Raw genomic sequence first — 18,329 nt, 5'->3', positions numbered from 1 at the left:
TTCAAAAGTATACGAATACAATCGCTAACACACATGAGAAGTTATCTTTGAATAATAAAATTTTACCTTATAAGCGTTTCTTCATCTCATAATCGTCCATAATAAATCCGTTCCCAATATCGGTAACACAGGATGCTGTATTTTTAAATCCTAGTTTCTCATAAGCCGCTATAGCATTTTTGTTATGTATATTTACTGTTAATCTGATACTATTCAGCTTGTAAGCCCTTGCTTTCACTTCAACGAAATGTATGGCAGCTTTTCCTATATTCATTCCTTGAAAATCCTTTAAAACATAGATTTTACTTAAAAATAAGGTGTGCTTTTCTGGTTTAATAGCCATATAACCAACAAGATTGTTTTCATACTTTAGCATGAAGTATTCCATCTGGTTTTCTATCTGATGCATAATAGCTTCAGAAGACTGAAACTTATGGAGCATATATTCTACTTGTAGTTTTCCTATAATGGGAATGTAATGCGCTTTCCAAATAGTACTGGCTAATTGCGCTATTTGATTGCAATCTGATTGTGTTTTTGCCTGAACAATAGCAACCTTAAGATAACACATAACAATAAATCATAAAAAAATGAAATACAGCTCCTGCAAGTACAAAAACGTGCCAAATCACATGATTATATGGTATGCGCTGAATGGCATAGAAAATAATACCTACTGTATATGCCAAACCTCCAGCGAACAATAATAAAATCCCTTGACTCCCTATAACACCCGATAAATTTGAAAAATCAAAAACTATAAGCCATCCCATGAATAAATATAACAGGGTAGAAAACAACTCAAACTTACCAGTAAAAAACAATTTTAATACCACACCAAAAGCGGCAATTCCCCACACTACCCAAAATAATAACCAGCCTTTTGAATCAATCAAACTAACAAGTAAAACGGGCGTATACGTTCCAGCTATTAAAAAATAGATACTTATATGATCGACTATTCTAAAATAATGCTTGAGTCGCAGATTATGTACCGCATGATAAAGGGTTGAAGCCGTAAATAAAACCACGATAGAAATACCATAAACAACAACACTAAACAGGCTTAAATCTGTTTTAAGAGAAGCTTTAAGCATGAGTAATATTAAGGCTATAATACCGAAAAAAACACCAAAGACATGAGTCCACGTATTTAGCTTTTCCTCATAAGGTGTTTGCACACGCATGTTTATGATTTTTTATTGTAAATCCACTTATCAGTTAAATCGTAAAAATCGAACTCAATAGCTGGTTTTTGTCGCTCTAACAATCCGCTTTGAAAACTACGTTGCAAAATATCTTCAATGAGGTAATCTTCTTTTACATTAACAGGGTCAAATTCACGCTTTAGTGAAATTTTAAACATATTTGCTGTGGTATTGTACCAAAAGGCGCGCCATCCGCTACGTAATTCTTTCACCAAATCAAAAGCGGTTGTACCTGTTTGTCTGTGAATTAATTTCACCAGTATTTGCCCCTCTGTGCGTGTTAGTTTTTTCAGTTCATCAGAAAACTCTCCTTCTATATACTTTTGAATTTTCCTAGTATACCGTTTTTTTTGTCGGTTCTTTTTAAGTGTAGCTAAATGGGAGTTCATAGAGTCTAACCGTTCCGCAGCCATTTTAGCATAAGGATACACCTTTAGGGTTTTTCTTCGTAAAATTAAGTATCGTATACGCTCTTCCCTATTTCCAAATTCTAACTTGTGCAATAACATAACCTCATCTAGATCAATAGCACGTCTTGGAATAGAATCACCTTCAATAATCAAATATTCAATAGATGTACTATCTTGCACCGTTTCTTTAACCTGTGAGAGGAGAAAACAAGGAAATAAAAGTGCTATATATTGTAAATAGTTCATCTATAAAACCATAGGACATTAAACATGCCAAAATTAAGAATTTACAAAGTTTAAAACATTCTTTTTCTATTTATATTATTATTTTAGTACAAAACTTTTATACATGGCAAACAAGAGCATTCTTAATGATAAGTCGCTGAACTTTTTAGAGAAATATTTAAATAATGCAGCTCCAACAGGATATGAATGGACAGGGCAAAAACTATGGATGGACTACCTTAAACCTTATGTTGATGAGTTTATTACAGACACATACGGGACTGCTGTAGGAGTAATAAATCCTGAAGCTAAATACAAAGTAGTTATTGAAGGACATGCTGATGAAATTTCTTGGTATGTAAATTACATTTCAGATAGCGGCCATATTTATGTGATTAGAAACGGCGGTAGTGATCACCAAATAGCACCAAGCAAAATTGTAAATATTCATACTAAAAATGGTATTATAAAAGGGGTGTTTGGCTGGCCTGCCATTCATACCAGAAATAAGTCTAATGAAGAAGCGCCTAAACCAGACAATATTTTTATTGACTGCGGATGTACTTCAAAGGAAGAAGTAGAAGCTTTAGGGGTTCATGTTGGCTGTGTTATTACCTACCCTGATGAATTTCACATTCTGAATAAAGATAAATTTGTTTGTAGAGCTTTAGACAATAGAATGGGCGGATTTATGGTAGCCGAAGTAGCCAGATTATTAAAAGAAAATAACAAAACGTTACCTTTTGGTTTATATATTACCAATGCTGTGCAAGAAGAAATAGGTTTGCGAGGCGCCGAAATGATTGCGCACCGCATTAAGCCAAATGCGGCCATTATTACTGATGTTACGCATGATACCACCACCCCGATGATTGAACAAAAGAAAGAAGGGCATTTAGAAATAGGTAAAGGCCCCGTGGTAGCTTATGCACCAGCAGTACAACAAAAGTTGCGCGACTTAATTACAGAAACAGCCGAAGAAAAAAATATTCCTTTTCAACGCTCTGCCCTATCTCGTGCAACGGGTACAGATACCGATGCCTTTGCATACAGCAATGGCGGTGTAGCTTCTGCCCTTATTTCACTACCATTACGTTATATGCATACAACGGTAGAAATGGTACATAGAGATGATGTAGAAAACGTCATTAAATTAATATATGAAACAATTCTTAAAATAAAGGATGGTGAAACCTTCAGTTATTTTGATTAAATACAAGGATTAACACAGAAAAAGCCTCTTTGCTGAGGCTTTTTTATTTCAATGGTTTTTATGGAGGAATATATTGACATAGCGAATAAAGAAGGTACACTAATTGGTGCGTCTGAATTGAAGTCTATTATCCATCAAAAAGGTTTGTATCATCACACCACACATATTTGGTTATATACCAAAGCAGGTAACATTTTGTTGGCGCAACGTTCAGCAAAAAAGACAATTTGTCCTTTAATGTGGGATGTATCTGTGGCTGGGCATATAGACGCTGGTGAAACGGCCGAACAGGCAGGCCTGAGAGAAACTTCTGAAGAAATTGGTTTGACGCTCACGGAATCTGACCTAAAAAAGATAGGGGTTTTTGAATGTTTTCAGTCTTATGATTCGGGTATTGTAGACAACGAGTTTCATAATACGTTTATAGCTGAATTAAACCTCCCGCTATCATACCTAACACCTCAAGAAGCAGAAGTGGAAGCTTTAAAGTTAGTATCTATTTCAGAGGTTGAACACCTTATTGAAACGATTGGTAATAATGGGAATCATTTTGTCCCATCTAATAAAGAGTACTATAAACTCGTTGTAAATAAGATTAAAGAGCAATTAGAATCAACATAATAACAAAGAACCTCTTTGTAACAAACTGTAATTTGTATACAAAAAGGTTCTCTAGTTACTCATTCGTTTTAGCTATATGTAGTTAGCCTCAGTTACAAAACTTGTTTCAAACCTCAGCACAATATCATCTTTAGCTTTAATAGCCCCCATCATAACTTGTGGAGGAGTTAAGTTAAATTCTGTCATTTTTAGTTGTGTTTTACCTGTTAGCTTTACCTTATCATTAATAATTGTGACATCAAAATTTAAAGGCACCGTTTTTTTAGTTCCAGCAATCATTAAATCACCAACCGTCTGCAATTCAAAAACACCATTCCCTTTATTAGTAATGTTCTTAACTTCAACTAGTGTAAATAAAATAATTTTGTGCTTGTCTGCCTTTAGCGTTTCCGTAGCTGTTTTGGTCATAGCTGCTTTGGGCCCCTTTAAGCTTTTAGTAAGCACTGCAAAAGATAAATGTTCAATTTGACAGGTTTCTATATCGTTGAACTTGATTGATCCGTTTTTAGTTTCTGCTTGAACTTTCCAACCATGCACATTGGACGAGCCGAAAACAGTTAATGAAGATTCTGTATTTTCTAATTTCAGAATCTGAGCCTGCAAAACATTACTTGTAAAACCTAAAATAGTGAAGCAAACAATAAGTCTTTTTAAAATATTTCTTTGTGTATTCATGACGTTATATGGTTAAATTTATATCACAAATTTAAAGACATTAATATTATTGATTTATGATTAAAATCATGTATTTTATAATAATATGATAATTTATGACGTTTTTTTTACTGTATTTTATCATATCATCAAACCGTACTCATATTCACAAATAAGTTTCATAAATTTTCGGGTATCTTATACGTGTTTATTTAAATACAATAAGGCGCATAATTTTAATTAAAATTATGCGCCTTATTAATAGCATTATTTCAGATGAATACGTTTTATAAGCTAACGCAATCATTTATAAACAGTCTTTACATAAATAAAATAGAGGAAATTAAAATGATAAACTCTAAAATGAAAACAAACTAACAAACATGATACTGAAGCAACACAAGTTAAGAGCCGCATTCATTTTGGCTGCCAGAATACAATGTAATAAAAAACTAAATGTTTTGAAGCGATGAACTTATCTGACTTCTTTAAGGTATAATTTAAAGCCAATTTCTACAATGTCATCAACATGAACAAGGCCTAAGAATTTTGTTGGAGGAATAATACCAAAATCATTAAGTCCCAAATCTAAATCTCCACTAATTAATAATTCACCGTCATTTTTTATAGACACAGGTATTACATAAGCATTTGTTTTTCCTGCCATTTCAATATCTACTAAAACATTAACTCCGTTTTTATTTTGGATTTCATGAATTTCTTTAAGGGTTAATTTAATTTGTGGGTAGTCATCTGTTTTGAGTAATTGAACAAAGTCTTTATTTATTGCTTTGCCTCCACAATCAAAACTCACATTATTTAATACCAAAGAGGTATTATTTAATTTAATTTTACCATTTTTATGGTAGTACTGAATGTCTATTGGGCTTTTTAATTGATCTATTTTGTACTCACATTTAAAACCTTTAACATTAGTCATTCCGTGTACAAACAAAACACTTTCAGGGGCTATTTCAACAGTCATTCGCTTTACATTAACAGGCTTTTTAGTAAAACCAAAACTGATTAATAAAACAACTAAAACCAATACCCGTTTCATACCTTTTAAAATTTACTAAATTATAAACTAAAAAAAGCCTCCGTTATAAGAATCTACTATTATCCTTATAAAAGAGGCCCTTTTATATGTATTGAGGCTATTAGAAACTAATGGCAGCCTCTACCATTAATCCATCAAATTTACCTTCTTCTAATGCATTCCCTACTGGAAAATCATTATAGTTTTGAATAACATATTCTGCTTTCATCAAAATATTTTTAGTCATAAACCAACCAGCACCAAACTGTGTTCTATCTATACTAATATCACCATAAGTTTCTTCTGAATTTACTTTGTTATATCGCGCTCCGATATAAAAATTTTCACTGCTTCCAAATCGGTATAACAATTCACCTGCGTATTGGGTGGTAACCGCGTCTCTTGAACCTTTTGCATTTTCATATGTTCCAAAAAACTCTAACCCTTTAAATTTCACAAACGGATTAAACATGATTGCAGTAACACTGTTGCCTAAGTTAGGAGCAAAACGTCCTGACCTGAAATTATCTTTTCCATCGGCACTTACTGGTTCCATCACATGATAGTATCTAGAACCTGTTCTATCAGCACTGTATAAATACAACCTTGGAACATACCCTGTATTGTAAATAGAACCTGTTATTCTTAATCTAAGATCATCATTTAATTGATTATCATATCCTAATTTTGCTAAGAATGATGCGCCTCCAGATTTGCCATTAGCACCTTCTACTACAGATTGATTTAATTTACCATTAGAAAAACCAACCATACCTATAAAGCCACTTCTTTGATAATATACCTCAGCACCAACTTCTGTGGTAAACGCATCCATAATTAAATTCCCAACAAACGGATTGTAAATAGTTTGCGCATTATCTGAACGTCTAAAGTGTGCATCTCCATAGTTATTTTCCATATGCCCTACTTTAATAGTAGTATATTTCATTAAATCTGACAAAAGTCCTTCACTTATAAAATCTAATTTATCAATTTGAAAATACCCACCTTTTACATAAGGTTCTGGGTGGTGACGAGATGACAAATAAGTTCTTAAATGCATTCTAACACCATCAGCAAGTGCCACATCAAGATCCAGATTAGCCGTAGCCAAATTAAAGTTAGATCCCAACCCAATTAAAGGTTCAGCTCCTGAGTTTTTATGGCTTAATGCTTGAAATTGTAACGTAGATGCACCTCCAATTCTTACTTTTACTTTTTCGAATGTAGACACAGAATCTTTTGGCGCTTCAAATACATTTACACCATTTTTGTCTGGCTGCCTGTAATTATCTAAATTTCTATTCTGTGCAAAAGTATTGAATCCTACTAGCACAGCTACTAGCAACATTACTATTTTTAACTTGTTTTTCATAATATTAATTGTTTTAAGTGGTTTTTATTTATTTAATTTTTAATGTTTTAATTAAAATTGGTAACAAACTTAATAGTTACATCATCTCCCGTTGTTATTGTTCCTAATAGGGCTTTTGGAGGGTCTATTTTAAATTCTGTCATTTTAAATTTCGTTTCTCCTTCAAGTTTCACTTTATTACCAACAACTGACATTGTAAAATTTAAAGGAATTTGTTTTTTTGCTCCAGCAATGGTTAAATCACCTACAGTTTGAACGGAAAAAACACCATTTCCCTTTGAAACAACATTCTTAACCTCAACCAAATTAAAATATATTGATTTAAACTCTTTAGTTTTTAAAGCCTTATAGGTGTTTTTGTCCATTGAAGATTTTCCGCTTTTTAAACTCTCTGCAACCACTTCAATAGCTAAGCTTCCTATTTCACCTGCTTCAGCATTTGCTAACGTGATGGTTCCTTTTTGTTCTTCCGCCTCTACTTCCCAATCATGTAAACTTGAGGTACCTAAAACTTTTAAAGAAGAGCTTTCATCAACTAATTTTAATGCTTGTGCTTGAATTAAATTAACTGATAAAACAGCCGTAACAATATAAACAAAAACGTATTTACTTAATTTCCTTTGTAATTCCATTATAACTATTCTTAATAATTTATAATGCAAATTTCAAATGTTTTACAATAACATTTTATGATTTAAATCATATAAATATTACATAAACCATAATTAAATCAACTTATAATGCGAATTTCACAAAAACACTAAAATAATTACAACATATAAATTGATTACCACTGTCCTATAAATTCTATCATAAAACAACATCAATAGAGCATTAGTACGATTATAAATTATGCCTGTACATTTTTGATTTGCCTCATTAAATATGTATATTTAATGAACAATTTTCACATGCTATGAATCACCTATTTAAGGTAAAAGTTAATGACGTTTTTGAGTATGAACTCTCAAAAAATAACTTAAAAACTTTAGACCCACTTAAAGTATCTAAAAACCAATATCACATTTTGCATGAGTACAAATCCTTTCAAACTGAAATTTTAAAATCTGATTTCGACAAGAAATGCTATCATGTAAAAGTTGATAACAATGTGTATGAAGTGCGTATTAAAAACAAACTCGATGAGTTGATTGATAATATGGGATTCTCGTCTAGTCATAATAAACAAATTAACACTATAAAAGCGCCCATGCCAGGATTAATACTTGATATTAAGGTCTCGGTAGGTCAAGTGGTTAATGAAAATGATTCGCTTCTCATACTGGAAGCCATGAAGATGGAGAATGTAATTGCCTCCCCGAGAAGTGGTGTGATTAAATCAGTCACTGTTGAAATTGGAAATGCTGTTGAAAAAAATCAATTGTTGATTGAATTTGAATAAATTATGAAAAAAATTCTAGTTGCCAACCGAGGAGAAATAGCTTTACGGATTATGAAAACGGCAAAGAAAATGGGAATTAGAACAGTGGGCGTCTTTTCAAAAGCAGACAGAAATGCGCCTCACGTAAAATTTGCAGATGAAGCTATTTGCATTGGTGAACCACCTTCTAGTCAATCTTATTTGAAAAGCGACAAAATTATTGAAGTGGCTCAAAAATTACAAGTTGATGCCATTCATCCTGGTTATGGATTTTTAAGTGAGAATGCTGCTTTTGCAGAACTTTGTGAAGCGCATAACATCACTTTCATTGGTCCGCAGTCAGAAGCCATAAAAATTATGGGCAGTAAACTGGCTGCTAAAGAAGCTGTAAAAACCTATAACATTCCTATGGTTCCTGGAATAGACGAAGCTATTTCCGATGTAAAAAAAGCTAAAATCATAGCTCAAAATATTGGATTTCCTATTCTTATAAAAGCTTCAGCGGGTGGTGGTGGTAAAGGCATGCGCATTGTTGAAAAAGAAGCAGACTTAGAATCGCAAATGCAGCGTGCTATTAGCGAAGCGACTTCTGCTTTTGGTGACGGCTCTGTGTTTATTGAAAAATACGTGAGTTCTCCAAGGCATATTGAAATTCAAATCATGGCTGATGGTCATGGCAATACGTTGCATTTTTTTGAACGCGAATGCAGTATACAACGCAGACACCAAAAGGTTATTGAAGAGGCTCCTTCATCAGTGTTGAGTCCCGAATTAAGACAAAAAATGGGAGATGCCGCCATAAAAGTAGCGCAGTCATGCCATTATATAGGTGCAGGAACGGTAGAGTTTTTATTGGATGCCGACCATAATTTCTACTTCCTAGAAATGAACACCCGTTTACAGGTAGAACACCCGGTAACAGAACTTATTACCGGTTTAGACTTAGTAGAATTACAAATAAAAGTTGCTCGTGGTGAAGCCTTGCAAATAAAACAAGACGACTTAAAAATAAAGGGACACGCTTTAGAATTACGCGTTTATGCCGAAGATCCTTTGAATGATTTTTTACCGAGTGTTGGCCATCTAGAAACCTATAAAATTCCTACTGGTAGTGGTATAAGAGTAGATGATGGTTTTGAAGAAGGCATGGATGTACCCATCTATTATGACCCGATGTTATCTAAACTGATAACTTATGGAGCCTCGCGAGAAGAAGCCATTCAACTGATGATAAAAGCCATTAATAATTATCATGTAAAGGGTGTTGAAACGACACTCCCATTTGGGAAATTTGTATGTGAGCACGATGCTTTTCGTTCTGGTAATTTTGACACGCATTTTGTAAAACAGTATTACACACCTGAGGCCTTAAAAGTGCATACAGAACACGAAGCTAAAATTGCGGCAATGATAGCCTTGAAGCAGTATTTAACAGATCAAAAACAATTAAGACTACCTCATTAAGTATGGATTCAAAAATTGAAAAGCTAAATGAAAAGCTCGCCCTTGCGCAATTGGGTGGTGGCCAAAAACGTATTGATAAACAACACGAAAAGAAAAAATTAACCGCTAGAGAACGTGTTGATTATTTGCTGGATGAAGGATCTTTTGAAGAAATTGGCGCCTTAGTTACCCACAGAACCACAGATTTTGGCATGAAAGACCAAATTATTTATGGAGATGGTGTCGTTACTGGCTATGGTACCATTGATGGTAGACTAGTCTATATCTATGCGCAAGATTTCACGGTATTTGGTGGCGCTTTATCTGAAACGCATGCCGAAAAAATTTGTAAAATAATGGATATGGCTGTTAAAGTGGGGGCGCCAATCATTGGACTTAATGATTCCGGTGGTGCTCGTATTCAAGAAGGCGTGCGTTCTCTTGGAGGGTATGCCGATATTTTTTACCGAAACGTTCAAGCTTCAGGGGTTGTTCCTCAAATTTCAGCCATCATGGGACCTTGTGCTGGTGGCGCTGTTTATTCACCTGCAATGACCGATTTTACTATCATGGTTGAAAACACTAGTTATATGTTTGTAACTGGTCCTAACGTTGTAAAAACAGTAACCAATGAAGAAGTTTCTAGTGAAGAATTAGGTGGTGCTCAAACACATGCCTCAAAATCTGGGGTAGCACATAAAACGTCTTTAAATGATGTAGCTTGTTTAGAAGATATTAAAACCTTATTAAGTTACCTGCCTCAAAACAACACCCAAACCCCACAATCACTTAATTATGATTTACAAGATGAAATAAGAGACGAGTTATCAACCATAGTTCCAGATAATCCAAACAAACCTTATGACATGCATGAGGTGATTTCGGGTATTATAGACAAAGATTCGTTTTATGAAATTCATAAAGATTACGCAGAGAGTATCATTGTTGGCTTTGCGCGTCTTGGTGGAAGAAGTATTGGTATTGTAGCCAACCAGCCTATGTCTTTTGCAGGGGTTTTAGGCGTTAAAAGTTCCAGAAAGGCCGCAAGATTTACTAGATTTTGTGATTGTTTTAATATTCCGCTTTTGGTTTTAGTTGATGTACCTGGTTTTTTACCTGGAACAGATCAAGAATGGAACGGCATTATTGTGCATGGCGCCAAACTTTTATATGCACTCAGTGAAGCTACCGTACCAAGAGTAACGGTTATTACGAGAAAGGCTTATGGAGGGGCTTATGATGTTATGAATTCCAAACATATTGGTGCTGATATGAATTTTGCTTGGCCTGGTGCCGAAATTGCGGTTATGGGAGCTAAAGGTGCTAGTGAAATTATTTTTAAACGCGAGATTGCTGAAGCGGATAATCCTGCCGAAACACTAGAAAAAAAAGAACAGGAATATGCCAATTTATTTGCTAACCCATACGCCGCTGCCAAACGCGGATTTATAGATGAAGTTATTTTACCCAAAAACACCCGGCGTAAATTATTAAAGGCATTCGCCATGTTAGAGCACAAAAAAATAGATAGACCAAAACGTAAACATGGTAATATTCCGTTGTGATGTAAACTAAAAAAGACACTCATTTTGAGCGCCTTTCTTAACTATTAAACAATTCTAATTAAAACTCTAAATCTGCAATAATATCAAATTCATCGTAAATTGCTTTGTCTTTCAAATTATCAAAGAAGCTGGTTGAACCATAGCGTACATCAAATTTAGATCTATCAATTTTCAGGTTTGCCGTTGCTTTACTTCCGTAAATTGAAATTGTAAAATCTACAGGATTTGTTTTTCCTTTAATTGTTAAATCTCCTGTAACCGCATAAGCATTTTTTCCTGAAGGTTTCACGTTGGTAAACACTAATTTAGCTGTTGGAAATTTCTCTACACCGAAAAAGTCATCAGACTTTAAATGCCCTTCTAATTTACCTTGGTATTCACCTTCTAAATCGGTTACACTGATAGATGTCATATCAATAACAAACTCTCCGCCTGTTAATTTATCATCATCCAATATAAGTTTTGCGTCTTTTAAAGTAATGGTTCCCTCATGAGATCCTGTTACTTTATATCCTTTCCAAACCACTTTACTTTCATCAACTTTTACTGGCTTTTCAATACGCTCTATAGCTGAAAAAGACATAGCAAACACCGTTACTAATGTTAAAATGGCAATTGTTTTAATTCCTCTTTTCATAATGTTTCTTGTTTTAAATATTTAATTTATGATCCGTAATAAAATTTTTCTTTGATTATTTTTCCATCCTTCCATTCTTGAACAGCCACTTGATTATATTTCTTTACACCCCAATCTTTGTGGGTATAATCATAATACCACTCTACCATAGTGATATTTTCTCCTACAGTTACTTTGAGTGGTCTGGCTTCTCTAAATTCAGTTATAGCTGCAAAAAATGCTTCTTCTCGTTTTCTGTTTAATGCTTTTCCTACAAACTCAGGATTATCATTTTCTTGCATGACTACCTCTTCATCATAATAAGTTTCAAAAGCTTCAAGAGCTTTTCCTTGAAGAATTAAGTCATTTATATCACTAATTTTTTCTATTAAAGTATTCATAACTATAACTTATAACTATGATACAAAGTTCAGAAAGAAGTGGAAAGTATAAAATAATATAGTTTATCAAATCATGTTAAACTAGTTTAACATTACTGTTCAATGATGAGCTGACTTTTTATTTTACTGAGAAACTCTTTAGTAATACCAAGGTATGAGGCAATCATATACTGTGGGATACGCTGCTCTATTTTCGGGTATTGATTCCTGAAATACAAGAAGCGTTCTTTTGCCGACAGGCTAAAACTTCTTATAATTCTTTTTTGTGATGCCACAAAAGCCCGTTCTATAATTTGCCTGAAAAACCGTTCTAATTTTGGAATTTGACGATATAATTCCTCTATCGTATCGTAAGAGAACATAATAAGTTCTGTGTTTTCTAAACATTGTACATTAAAATCAGCTGGTGTTTGGGTAATAAAACTTCCCATATCTGACGTCCACCAATCTTCAATAGAAAACATAATAATGTGCTCTAACCCTTGTTCGTCTACATGAAACGTTTTTGTACACCCTGAAACCACAAAACAAGCATACTTACATACATCACCTTGTTGTAAAATAAATTGACCTTTCAAATATTTTCGGTAAACAAGCTTAGATTTTAAAAGGGTCACTTCATGGTCAGTTAATGAAATGTATTTCGACATATAGTCTAACAACGGTTGTATTTTCATGTATATGTATTAAGAGGTATCAAATTTAATGATAATAAAATTTTGTTAATCAATAGAAAGATAGTTTATATACCTGCATATTCAATTATTTTTGCGCCATGGAACAAAAACCACATTTTAGATTTGAATTTGTAGCTCTCATGGCATCCCTTATGTCTATTGTAGCCTTATCAATAGATGCTCTATTACCTGCTATTCCTGAAATTAGTCAACATCTGAATATCACCAACAACGCCGATAATCAACAACTCATTACCATGATTTTTCTTGGTTTAGGCCTTGGGCAACTTGTTCTTGGACCGTTATCAGACAGTTTTGGCAGAAAACCCATGGTTTATGTAGGATTTATTATTTTCATTATTGGAAGTATACTATGTGTAACCACTAAAAATTTCGACATGATGATTTTAGGGCGCTTACTGCAAGGGATAGGTTTATCATCTCCTAGAAGTATTGCCCTTTCCATAATCCGCGATTCATTCAGCGGTGATTATATGGCTAAAATTGTTTCTATTGTAGTTATGTTTTTCATTCTGGTTCCTGTAATTGCCCCAACACTGGGAAAACTTTTAATGACTTTATTTAATTGGCAATCTATTTTCTATGTCAACCTTATTTTTGGTATCATCGTCATGCTTTGGTTTTGGCTTAGACAACCTGAAACTCTTCCTAAAAAGAGACGTATTCCATTCTCATCACACCTTTTTATTGATGGCGTTAAAGAGTTTTTTAAATACAAAGAAGCTGTTGCTTTTACTATAATATCAGGTTTTATTACGGGTTCGTTTATGGTGTACCTAAGTACGGCACAGCAGATATTTCAAGACCAATATGATTTGGCCGATATGTTCCCGTATATATTTGCCAGTTTAGCCATTTCTATAGGCTTAGCTACTTTTATGAATAGTCAATTGGTAGAAAAATTTGGTATGTGGCGTATTGCGTTTGCGTCTACCATCGCTTATGCTGTAATATCGCTATTGTATCTTATCTTATTTTGGTCTGGAACTAACCCTAGTATTTATATTCTTGTAGGATTTTTTGCTTTACAATTCTTTGCCGTTGGTTTTCTCTTTGGAAATTTAAGAGCTCTAGCCCTAGAACCACTGGGTCATATTGCTGGTATAGGAGCTGCAATTAACGGGTTTGTATCTACCGTAATGGCCGTGCCTATTGCTAATTTTATTGGCAAATATATTGTTGATTCTGTGTTACCTATGTTTATAGGGTTCTCCATGTTTGGTGTATTATCTCTACTCGTTTTTACAATCTTAAAACAAAAACCAAAATTGATTTACAACTAATGCCAATCTATTTGGTATTTTGATTTTAATACATTTAGATGATGCGCTTCGTGCCCCAAAATAATAAAAGCAGCGGCTCTAGCCGACATAATAGCACCACTAGCATACCCAACAAATTTTAAATCTGTCTCATTAATACTCTGTAAGCATACTATTGAATTTTTTCTAACCGCTTCATATTCTTCAAGTAATTGTTCCATAGACTTTTCATTGGCTTTTGATGGTGCTATATAATCATCTTGATTAAAACCAGCTAGGGGTGTATTATCATGCCGAGCTATCCTAAAACAACGGTAAATAAATACCCGCTCAGTATCAATAATATGCTGAAACACTTCTTTTACACTCCATTTATCTACATGGTATTTAAAATTCCATTTGCTTTCTGGAATACGTTTAAAAAAATACAGAACACCTTCACCAGAGACCTTAAAATTATCTATTAGCGAACGTTCTGCAGATACACTTTCTATATACCCTTGATAATATGAATTATATTCTGAACTATTTAAGTCTGATACTTTCATAATTTAAATTTTAGCTTGGTAGGTATATAAATCGAAATACCTTCCTTTTTGATTTATAAGGTCATCGTGTGTGCCACGTTCTACAATTCTTCCCGATTCAATGACAAGAATCTGGTCTGCTTTTCTAATGGTACTTAATCTATGAGCTATAACAATAGTGGTTCTATTTTTCACCAATTCATTTAAACTCTTTTGAATTAAAGCTTCACTCTCTGTATCTAAATTTGAAGTAGCCTCATCTAAGATAATAATTTTTGGGTTAGCCAAAATGGCTCGAGCAATGGCCAAACGTTGTCGTTGACCTCCAGATAGCTTCACGCCCCGCTCCCCTATTAACGTTTCAAGTCCCTCTTCAAACCTACTTGTAAATTCATCAACATAAGCCGCTTTTACTGCATTTTGTAATTCTTCTTCAGAAGCTTCTGGTCTTGGAAACATGATATTCTCTCTAATAGTTCCTTCAAACAAAAATTCGTCCTGCAATACCACACCAAGATATTGCCTATAACTACTTAATTTTACTTTTGAAAGATCTTTATCATCTATAGTAATTTTACCAGATTTAGGATTTAAAAATGTAGCAGACAAGCCAGCAATGGTAGATTTTCCTGACCCCGAACTCCCCACCAATGCCGTTACAGAACCTGCCGGCGCTTTAAAATTGATGCTATGCAAGACCTCCTTATTTTCTTCATAGGCAAAGGACACATCGTTAAAAACAATATCGCCTTTTAAATTATCTAGCTGAATAGTTCGTTCTTCATTATCTTCTTCTGCTGTCATGTTCATTAGTTCCTCTGTTCTATCTAAACCAGCCAGTGCTTCGGTTAATTGACTACCAATATTACTCATTTGTACGATAGGTGCTATCATAAAACCAAGTACTAAAGTAAAGAAGAGAAAATCTCCTGTTGTCATTTCACTTTGTATCATATAATACCCGCCAATTCCCATAATACCAGTAGTGGCCACTCCAATAAGGAACGTAGATGAGCTTGTCATTAATGCTGTAGCCGTTAAACTCTTTTTTACATTTTTAAAGAGCTTATCTACACCAATCTCAAACGTTTTATTTTCTTGCTCTTCTGCATTAAACGCCTTAATTACACGAACTCCAGCTAAGGTTTCTGTCAATCGACCCTTAACTTCGGCATTTATCTTTCCGCGTCTCCTAAAAACAGGTCTGATGTATTTAAAGGCTTTTAAAGCGATATAACCAAAAATAGACAACGGAATAAAAACAAACAGGGTCATCCACGCATTTAGTTTTATAAGAATAATTAGTGAAACAATGGCGGTAAAAGAACCACCTACCAATTGCACCAAACCCGTTCCTATTAAATTCCGTACCCCTTCCACATCACTCATAATTCTTGAAACCAACGCGCCTGACTTTGTGTTGTCGAAAAAACTGATTGGTAACGACAGTACTTTTCGTTGTACCTGTGCTCTGAGTTCACTAATGAGGTATTGTGCTTGTACACTAAGAATTCTTGTTAACGCAAAAGAAGTTACTGCCTGAACGAATATTGCTGTTATTACAATAGCAATTAAACCATATAGCTTTGACGTATCCTGACTAGGCACTACATCATCTAAAAGCACTTTGCTTTGCCAAGGCAATATTAAACCCGACAAACTGCGTATTACAATTAAAATTAGCCCTATAAACACCAAATTTCGCCGAGGCCAAATAATGGTTTGAAAAGCCTGCGCTATAGTAACTTTTGATTTTGATTTATTCTTGGAAGGTTCTGCTAGATGTTTCATACGCTTAATCGTCGAGCTAACAAAAGTAAACTTTCATAATTCATTTCTTAAAATTTAGGACATAAAAAAACCACTCATTTTGAGTGGTTTTTTTAGTGTTAACAAATAAATTTATGCTTTTAAAACAATTCTAAATCTAGCCTTGCCTTCCTCAAGATGTTTCATTGCGGTATTAACGTCGCTCATATCAAACGTTTCCACAGTTGGGTAAATATCATGTCTTACACAAAACTCGAGCATTTTTCTGGTTAGAGCTATCCCTCCAAGAGGACTTCCTCCTAACGCTTTTTCTCCAACCAATAAGCTAAATGCTGGAATTTCCATAGGTTCTAATACTGCCCCAACGGTATGTAATTTTCCTTTTGGTGCCAAAGTAGTTAGGTAAGAGTTCCAATCTAAACTCACGTTTGCTGTATTTAAAATAAAATCAAGGGTACCCGCAATACTTTCTAAATCTTCAGGATTTCTTGAATTGACTACGAGATGCGCCCCCATTTTTATAATATCATCTTTCTTATTAGGATTAGAACTAAATGCTGTAACTTCACAACCCCAAGCTTTTAAGAATTTAATTGCCATATGGCCTAAGCCACCAATGCCTATTACACCAACCTTATCGGTTGGTTGAACTCCAGATAAAACAATAGGGTTAAAGACAGTAATTCCGCCACAAAAAAGCGGTCCTGCTTTTGCCATATCTAAACCTTCGGGTAAAGGTATTGCCCAAGACCAATGTCCTCTAACTACATCAGAAAACCCGCCGTGACGCCCTACAATAGTGGCTTCTGCTGAACCACACAGATGCTGATTTCCTCCAATACATTGATTGCAATGCATACAAGATTCTGAAAACCATCCAAGACCAACTTTATCTCCAACGTTAACATTCTTAACCTCGCTCCCAACGGCGATAACCTCACCTACTATTTCGTGTCCAGGTACAATTGGATATTGGGTCATCCCCCATTCATTGTTAATCATACTTAAATCTGAATGGCATATTCCACAATATTCTACTTTAATATCAACATATTCTCCTGAAACATCTGGTAACTCATATTGATGTTTTTCTAATTTTCCTCCTGCTTCATGAGCAGCATAAGCGTTTACAGTGATCATTTCAATAGTTTTTTGCTTGATTAATATCTTCTCCTATAAGATACAATTATATCCTGTAATCGCACTGGTTTAAAAGTTAAATAATTTTAAAAAAATTATTTGTTATTCGCTATTTTTACTTCTTAAAAAATAAATTTTTACACCCATGAAAATAATAGGAATTGGAAAGAATTACGTTAATGACAAAAGTGAAATAAATGCTTTAAAAACAGGAGAGCAACTCATCTTTATAAAAGCCGAAAGTACTTTGGTTACAGACAATAAGGATATTGTTTTTCCATCAATTACTAATGAATTGGTTTATGAAGTTGAACTTGTTGCCAAAATTGGAAAAACAGGAAAAGACATTTTAGAAGCCGACGCTGCATCATATATTGGTGAAATTGGTATTGGTATTGACTATACGGCCAAGGATGTTTTAACAGCAAGTAGAACTAACAAAGGGCCTTGGGCTTTAGCAAAAGGTTTTGACGGAGCTTCTCCTGCTAACGGTTTTAAACCAATATCACATTTTAAAGATATTAACGATATCAATTTTAGCCTAAACATTAACGGTAAAGAAATACAAGCCGGTAATACCAGTAACATGATTTACAATTTTAGTGAAATCATTGCTTATGTATCTAAATATATGACTTTACAACCTGGTGATTTAATTTTTACAGGAACTCCAGCATCGGGTGCTGGCTTAAATTACAAAGGAGATCATCTACAGGCCTTTATTGAAGGTGAATTGCTATTAGATTTTAAATTAATCTAATAACAGCCTCTGGAATATCAT

At 34.1% G+C, this 18,329-nt stretch carries 20 protein-coding genes; 7 read left to right on the top strand and 13 right to left on the bottom strand.

From position 1 onward, the window contains the following. Positions 1-67 precede the first annotated feature (67 nt). From FGF67_RS14710 to FGF67_RS14700, 3 genes are read right to left on the bottom strand one after another with little or no spacing between them, the layout of a single operon-like run. Positions 68-571 (bottom strand): GNAT family N-acetyltransferase, encoded by a 504-nt coding sequence (locus tag FGF67_RS14710; protein WP_139698524.1) that lies wholly within the window; start codon positions 569-571, stop codon positions 68-70. Further along, positions 558-1,187, bottom strand: coding sequence for a PAQR family membrane homeostasis protein TrhA (gene trhA / locus FGF67_RS14705; RefSeq protein WP_139698523.1), 630 nt, complete (start codon positions 1,185-1,187; stop codon positions 558-560). Before trhA ends, FGF67_RS14710 begins: the two co-directional genes overlap by 14 nt. Before the next feature lie 2 nt (positions 1,188-1,189). Next, the gene (locus FGF67_RS14700; protein ID WP_139698522.1) at positions 1,190-1,864 is read right to left on the bottom strand and encodes a DUF4294 domain-containing protein; all 675 of its coding nucleotides are present in this window, start codon (positions 1,862-1,864) and stop codon (positions 1,190-1,192) included. 103 nt (positions 1,865-1,967) lie between these two features. Between FGF67_RS14700 and FGF67_RS14695 the strand changes: the two genes are divergently transcribed. Beyond that, positions 1,968-3,056 (top strand): M42 family metallopeptidase, encoded by a 1,089-nt coding sequence (locus FGF67_RS14695; protein WP_139698521.1) that lies wholly within the window; start codon positions 1,968-1,970, stop codon positions 3,054-3,056. A gap of 60 nt (positions 3,057-3,116) precedes the next feature. Continuing rightward, the gene (locus FGF67_RS14690) at positions 3,117-3,677 is read left to right on the top strand and encodes an NUDIX hydrolase (RefSeq protein WP_139698520.1); all 561 of its coding nucleotides are present in this window, start codon (positions 3,117-3,119) and stop codon (positions 3,675-3,677) included. Positions 3,678-3,749: 72 nt separating this feature from the next. Here the strand turns inward: FGF67_RS14690 and FGF67_RS14685 are convergent, their stop codons facing one another. From FGF67_RS14685 to FGF67_RS14670, 4 genes are all read right to left on the bottom strand, one after another. Continuing rightward, complete coding sequence (locus FGF67_RS14685) at positions 3,750-4,352, bottom strand: YceI family protein (RefSeq protein ID WP_139698519.1); 603 nt, start codon at positions 4,350-4,352, stop codon at positions 3,750-3,752. A 454-nt stretch (positions 4,353-4,806) separates the two neighbouring features. Then, positions 4,807-5,391 (bottom strand): YceI family protein, encoded by a 585-nt coding sequence (locus FGF67_RS14680; protein ID WP_139698518.1) that lies wholly within the window; start codon positions 5,389-5,391, stop codon positions 4,807-4,809. 100 nt (positions 5,392-5,491) lie between these two features. After that, entirely contained in the window at positions 5,492-6,745 is a 1,254-nt protein-coding gene (locus FGF67_RS14675; protein WP_139698517.1) for a hypothetical protein, read from the bottom strand. 47 nt (positions 6,746-6,792) lie between these two features. Further along, the gene (locus tag FGF67_RS14670) at positions 6,793-7,377 is read right to left on the bottom strand and encodes a YceI family protein (RefSeq protein WP_139698516.1); all 585 of its coding nucleotides are present in this window, start codon (positions 7,375-7,377) and stop codon (positions 6,793-6,795) included. A 284-nt stretch (positions 7,378-7,661) separates the two neighbouring features. Between FGF67_RS14670 and FGF67_RS14665 the strand changes: the two genes are divergently transcribed. Genes FGF67_RS14665 through FGF67_RS14655 form a run of 3 tightly spaced genes read left to right on the top strand, consistent with a single transcriptional unit; the run spans position 7,662 to position 11,134 of the window. After that, positions 7,662-8,147 carry an acetyl-CoA carboxylase biotin carboxyl carrier protein subunit gene (locus FGF67_RS14665; RefSeq protein ID WP_139698515.1) on the top strand — a complete coding sequence of 162 codons (486 nt, stop codon included), beginning with the start codon at positions 7,662-7,664 and terminating at the stop codon, positions 8,145-8,147. A gap of 3 nt (positions 8,148-8,150) precedes the next feature. Beyond that, positions 8,151-9,590 carry an acetyl-CoA carboxylase biotin carboxylase subunit gene (accC, locus tag FGF67_RS14660; RefSeq protein ID WP_139698514.1) on the top strand — a complete coding sequence of 480 codons (1,440 nt, stop codon included), beginning with the start codon at positions 8,151-8,153 and terminating at the stop codon, positions 9,588-9,590. Between the two features lie 2 nt (positions 9,591-9,592). Beyond that, positions 9,593-11,134 (top strand): acyl-CoA carboxylase subunit beta, encoded by a 1,542-nt coding sequence (locus FGF67_RS14655; protein WP_139698513.1) that lies wholly within the window; start codon positions 9,593-9,595, stop codon positions 11,132-11,134. 58 nt (positions 11,135-11,192) lie between these two features. Here the strand turns inward: FGF67_RS14655 and FGF67_RS14650 are convergent, their stop codons facing one another. From FGF67_RS14650 to FGF67_RS14640, 3 genes are all read right to left on the bottom strand, one after another. Beyond that, a complete protein-coding gene (locus FGF67_RS14650; protein ID WP_139698512.1) occupies positions 11,193-11,771 on the bottom strand; it encodes a YceI family protein in 579 nt (192 codons plus the stop codon). A gap of 26 nt (positions 11,772-11,797) precedes the next feature. After that, positions 11,798-12,151 (bottom strand): nuclear transport factor 2 family protein, encoded by a 354-nt coding sequence (locus tag FGF67_RS14645; protein ID WP_139698511.1) that lies wholly within the window; start codon positions 12,149-12,151, stop codon positions 11,798-11,800. Between the two features lie 92 nt (positions 12,152-12,243). Then, positions 12,244-12,801 (bottom strand): Crp/Fnr family transcriptional regulator, encoded by a 558-nt coding sequence (locus FGF67_RS14640; RefSeq protein ID WP_233244096.1) that lies wholly within the window; start codon positions 12,799-12,801, stop codon positions 12,244-12,246. Between the two features lie 125 nt (positions 12,802-12,926). Here FGF67_RS14640 and FGF67_RS14635 point away from each other — a divergent pair, with 125 nt between their 5' ends. Next, positions 12,927-14,132, top strand: a complete 1,206-nt coding sequence (locus FGF67_RS14635; RefSeq protein WP_139698509.1) for a multidrug effflux MFS transporter — start codon at positions 12,927-12,929, stop codon at positions 14,130-14,132. On the opposite strand, the gene FGF67_RS14630 is transcribed toward FGF67_RS14635, so the two are convergent. The 3 genes from FGF67_RS14630 to ahr form a co-directional block, all read right to left on the bottom strand. After that, on the bottom strand, positions 14,129-14,659 hold the full coding sequence (locus tag FGF67_RS14630; RefSeq protein ID WP_139698508.1) for a DinB family protein: 531 nt from the start codon (positions 14,657-14,659) through the stop codon (positions 14,129-14,131). The two genes, FGF67_RS14635 and FGF67_RS14630, sit on opposite strands and share 4 nt — an antisense overlap. Positions 14,660-14,662: 3 nt before the next feature. After that, positions 14,663-16,429, bottom strand: coding sequence for an ABC transporter ATP-binding protein (locus FGF67_RS14625; RefSeq protein WP_139698507.1), 1,767 nt, complete (start codon positions 16,427-16,429; stop codon positions 14,663-14,665). 111 nt (positions 16,430-16,540) lie between these two features. Beyond that, entirely contained in the window at positions 16,541-17,548 is a 1,008-nt protein-coding gene (gene ahr / locus FGF67_RS14620; RefSeq protein WP_139698506.1) for an NADPH-dependent aldehyde reductase Ahr, read from the bottom strand. 145 nt (positions 17,549-17,693) lie between these two features. On the opposite strand from ahr, the gene FGF67_RS14615 reads away from it, so the two are divergent. Beyond that, the gene (locus FGF67_RS14615) at positions 17,694-18,308 is read left to right on the top strand and encodes a fumarylacetoacetate hydrolase family protein (protein WP_139698505.1); all 615 of its coding nucleotides are present in this window, start codon (positions 17,694-17,696) and stop codon (positions 18,306-18,308) included. Positions 18,309-18,329 lie beyond the last annotated feature (21 nt).

It is taken from the genome of Allotamlana fucoidanivorans (assembly GCF_006265225.1).
GTDB lineage: Bacteria > Bacteroidota > Bacteroidia > Flavobacteriales > Flavobacteriaceae > Allotamlana > Allotamlana fucoidanivorans.
The sequence above is the reverse complement of the archived record's forward strand: the minus strand, read 5'-3'. Positions and strand labels throughout refer to the sequence as shown.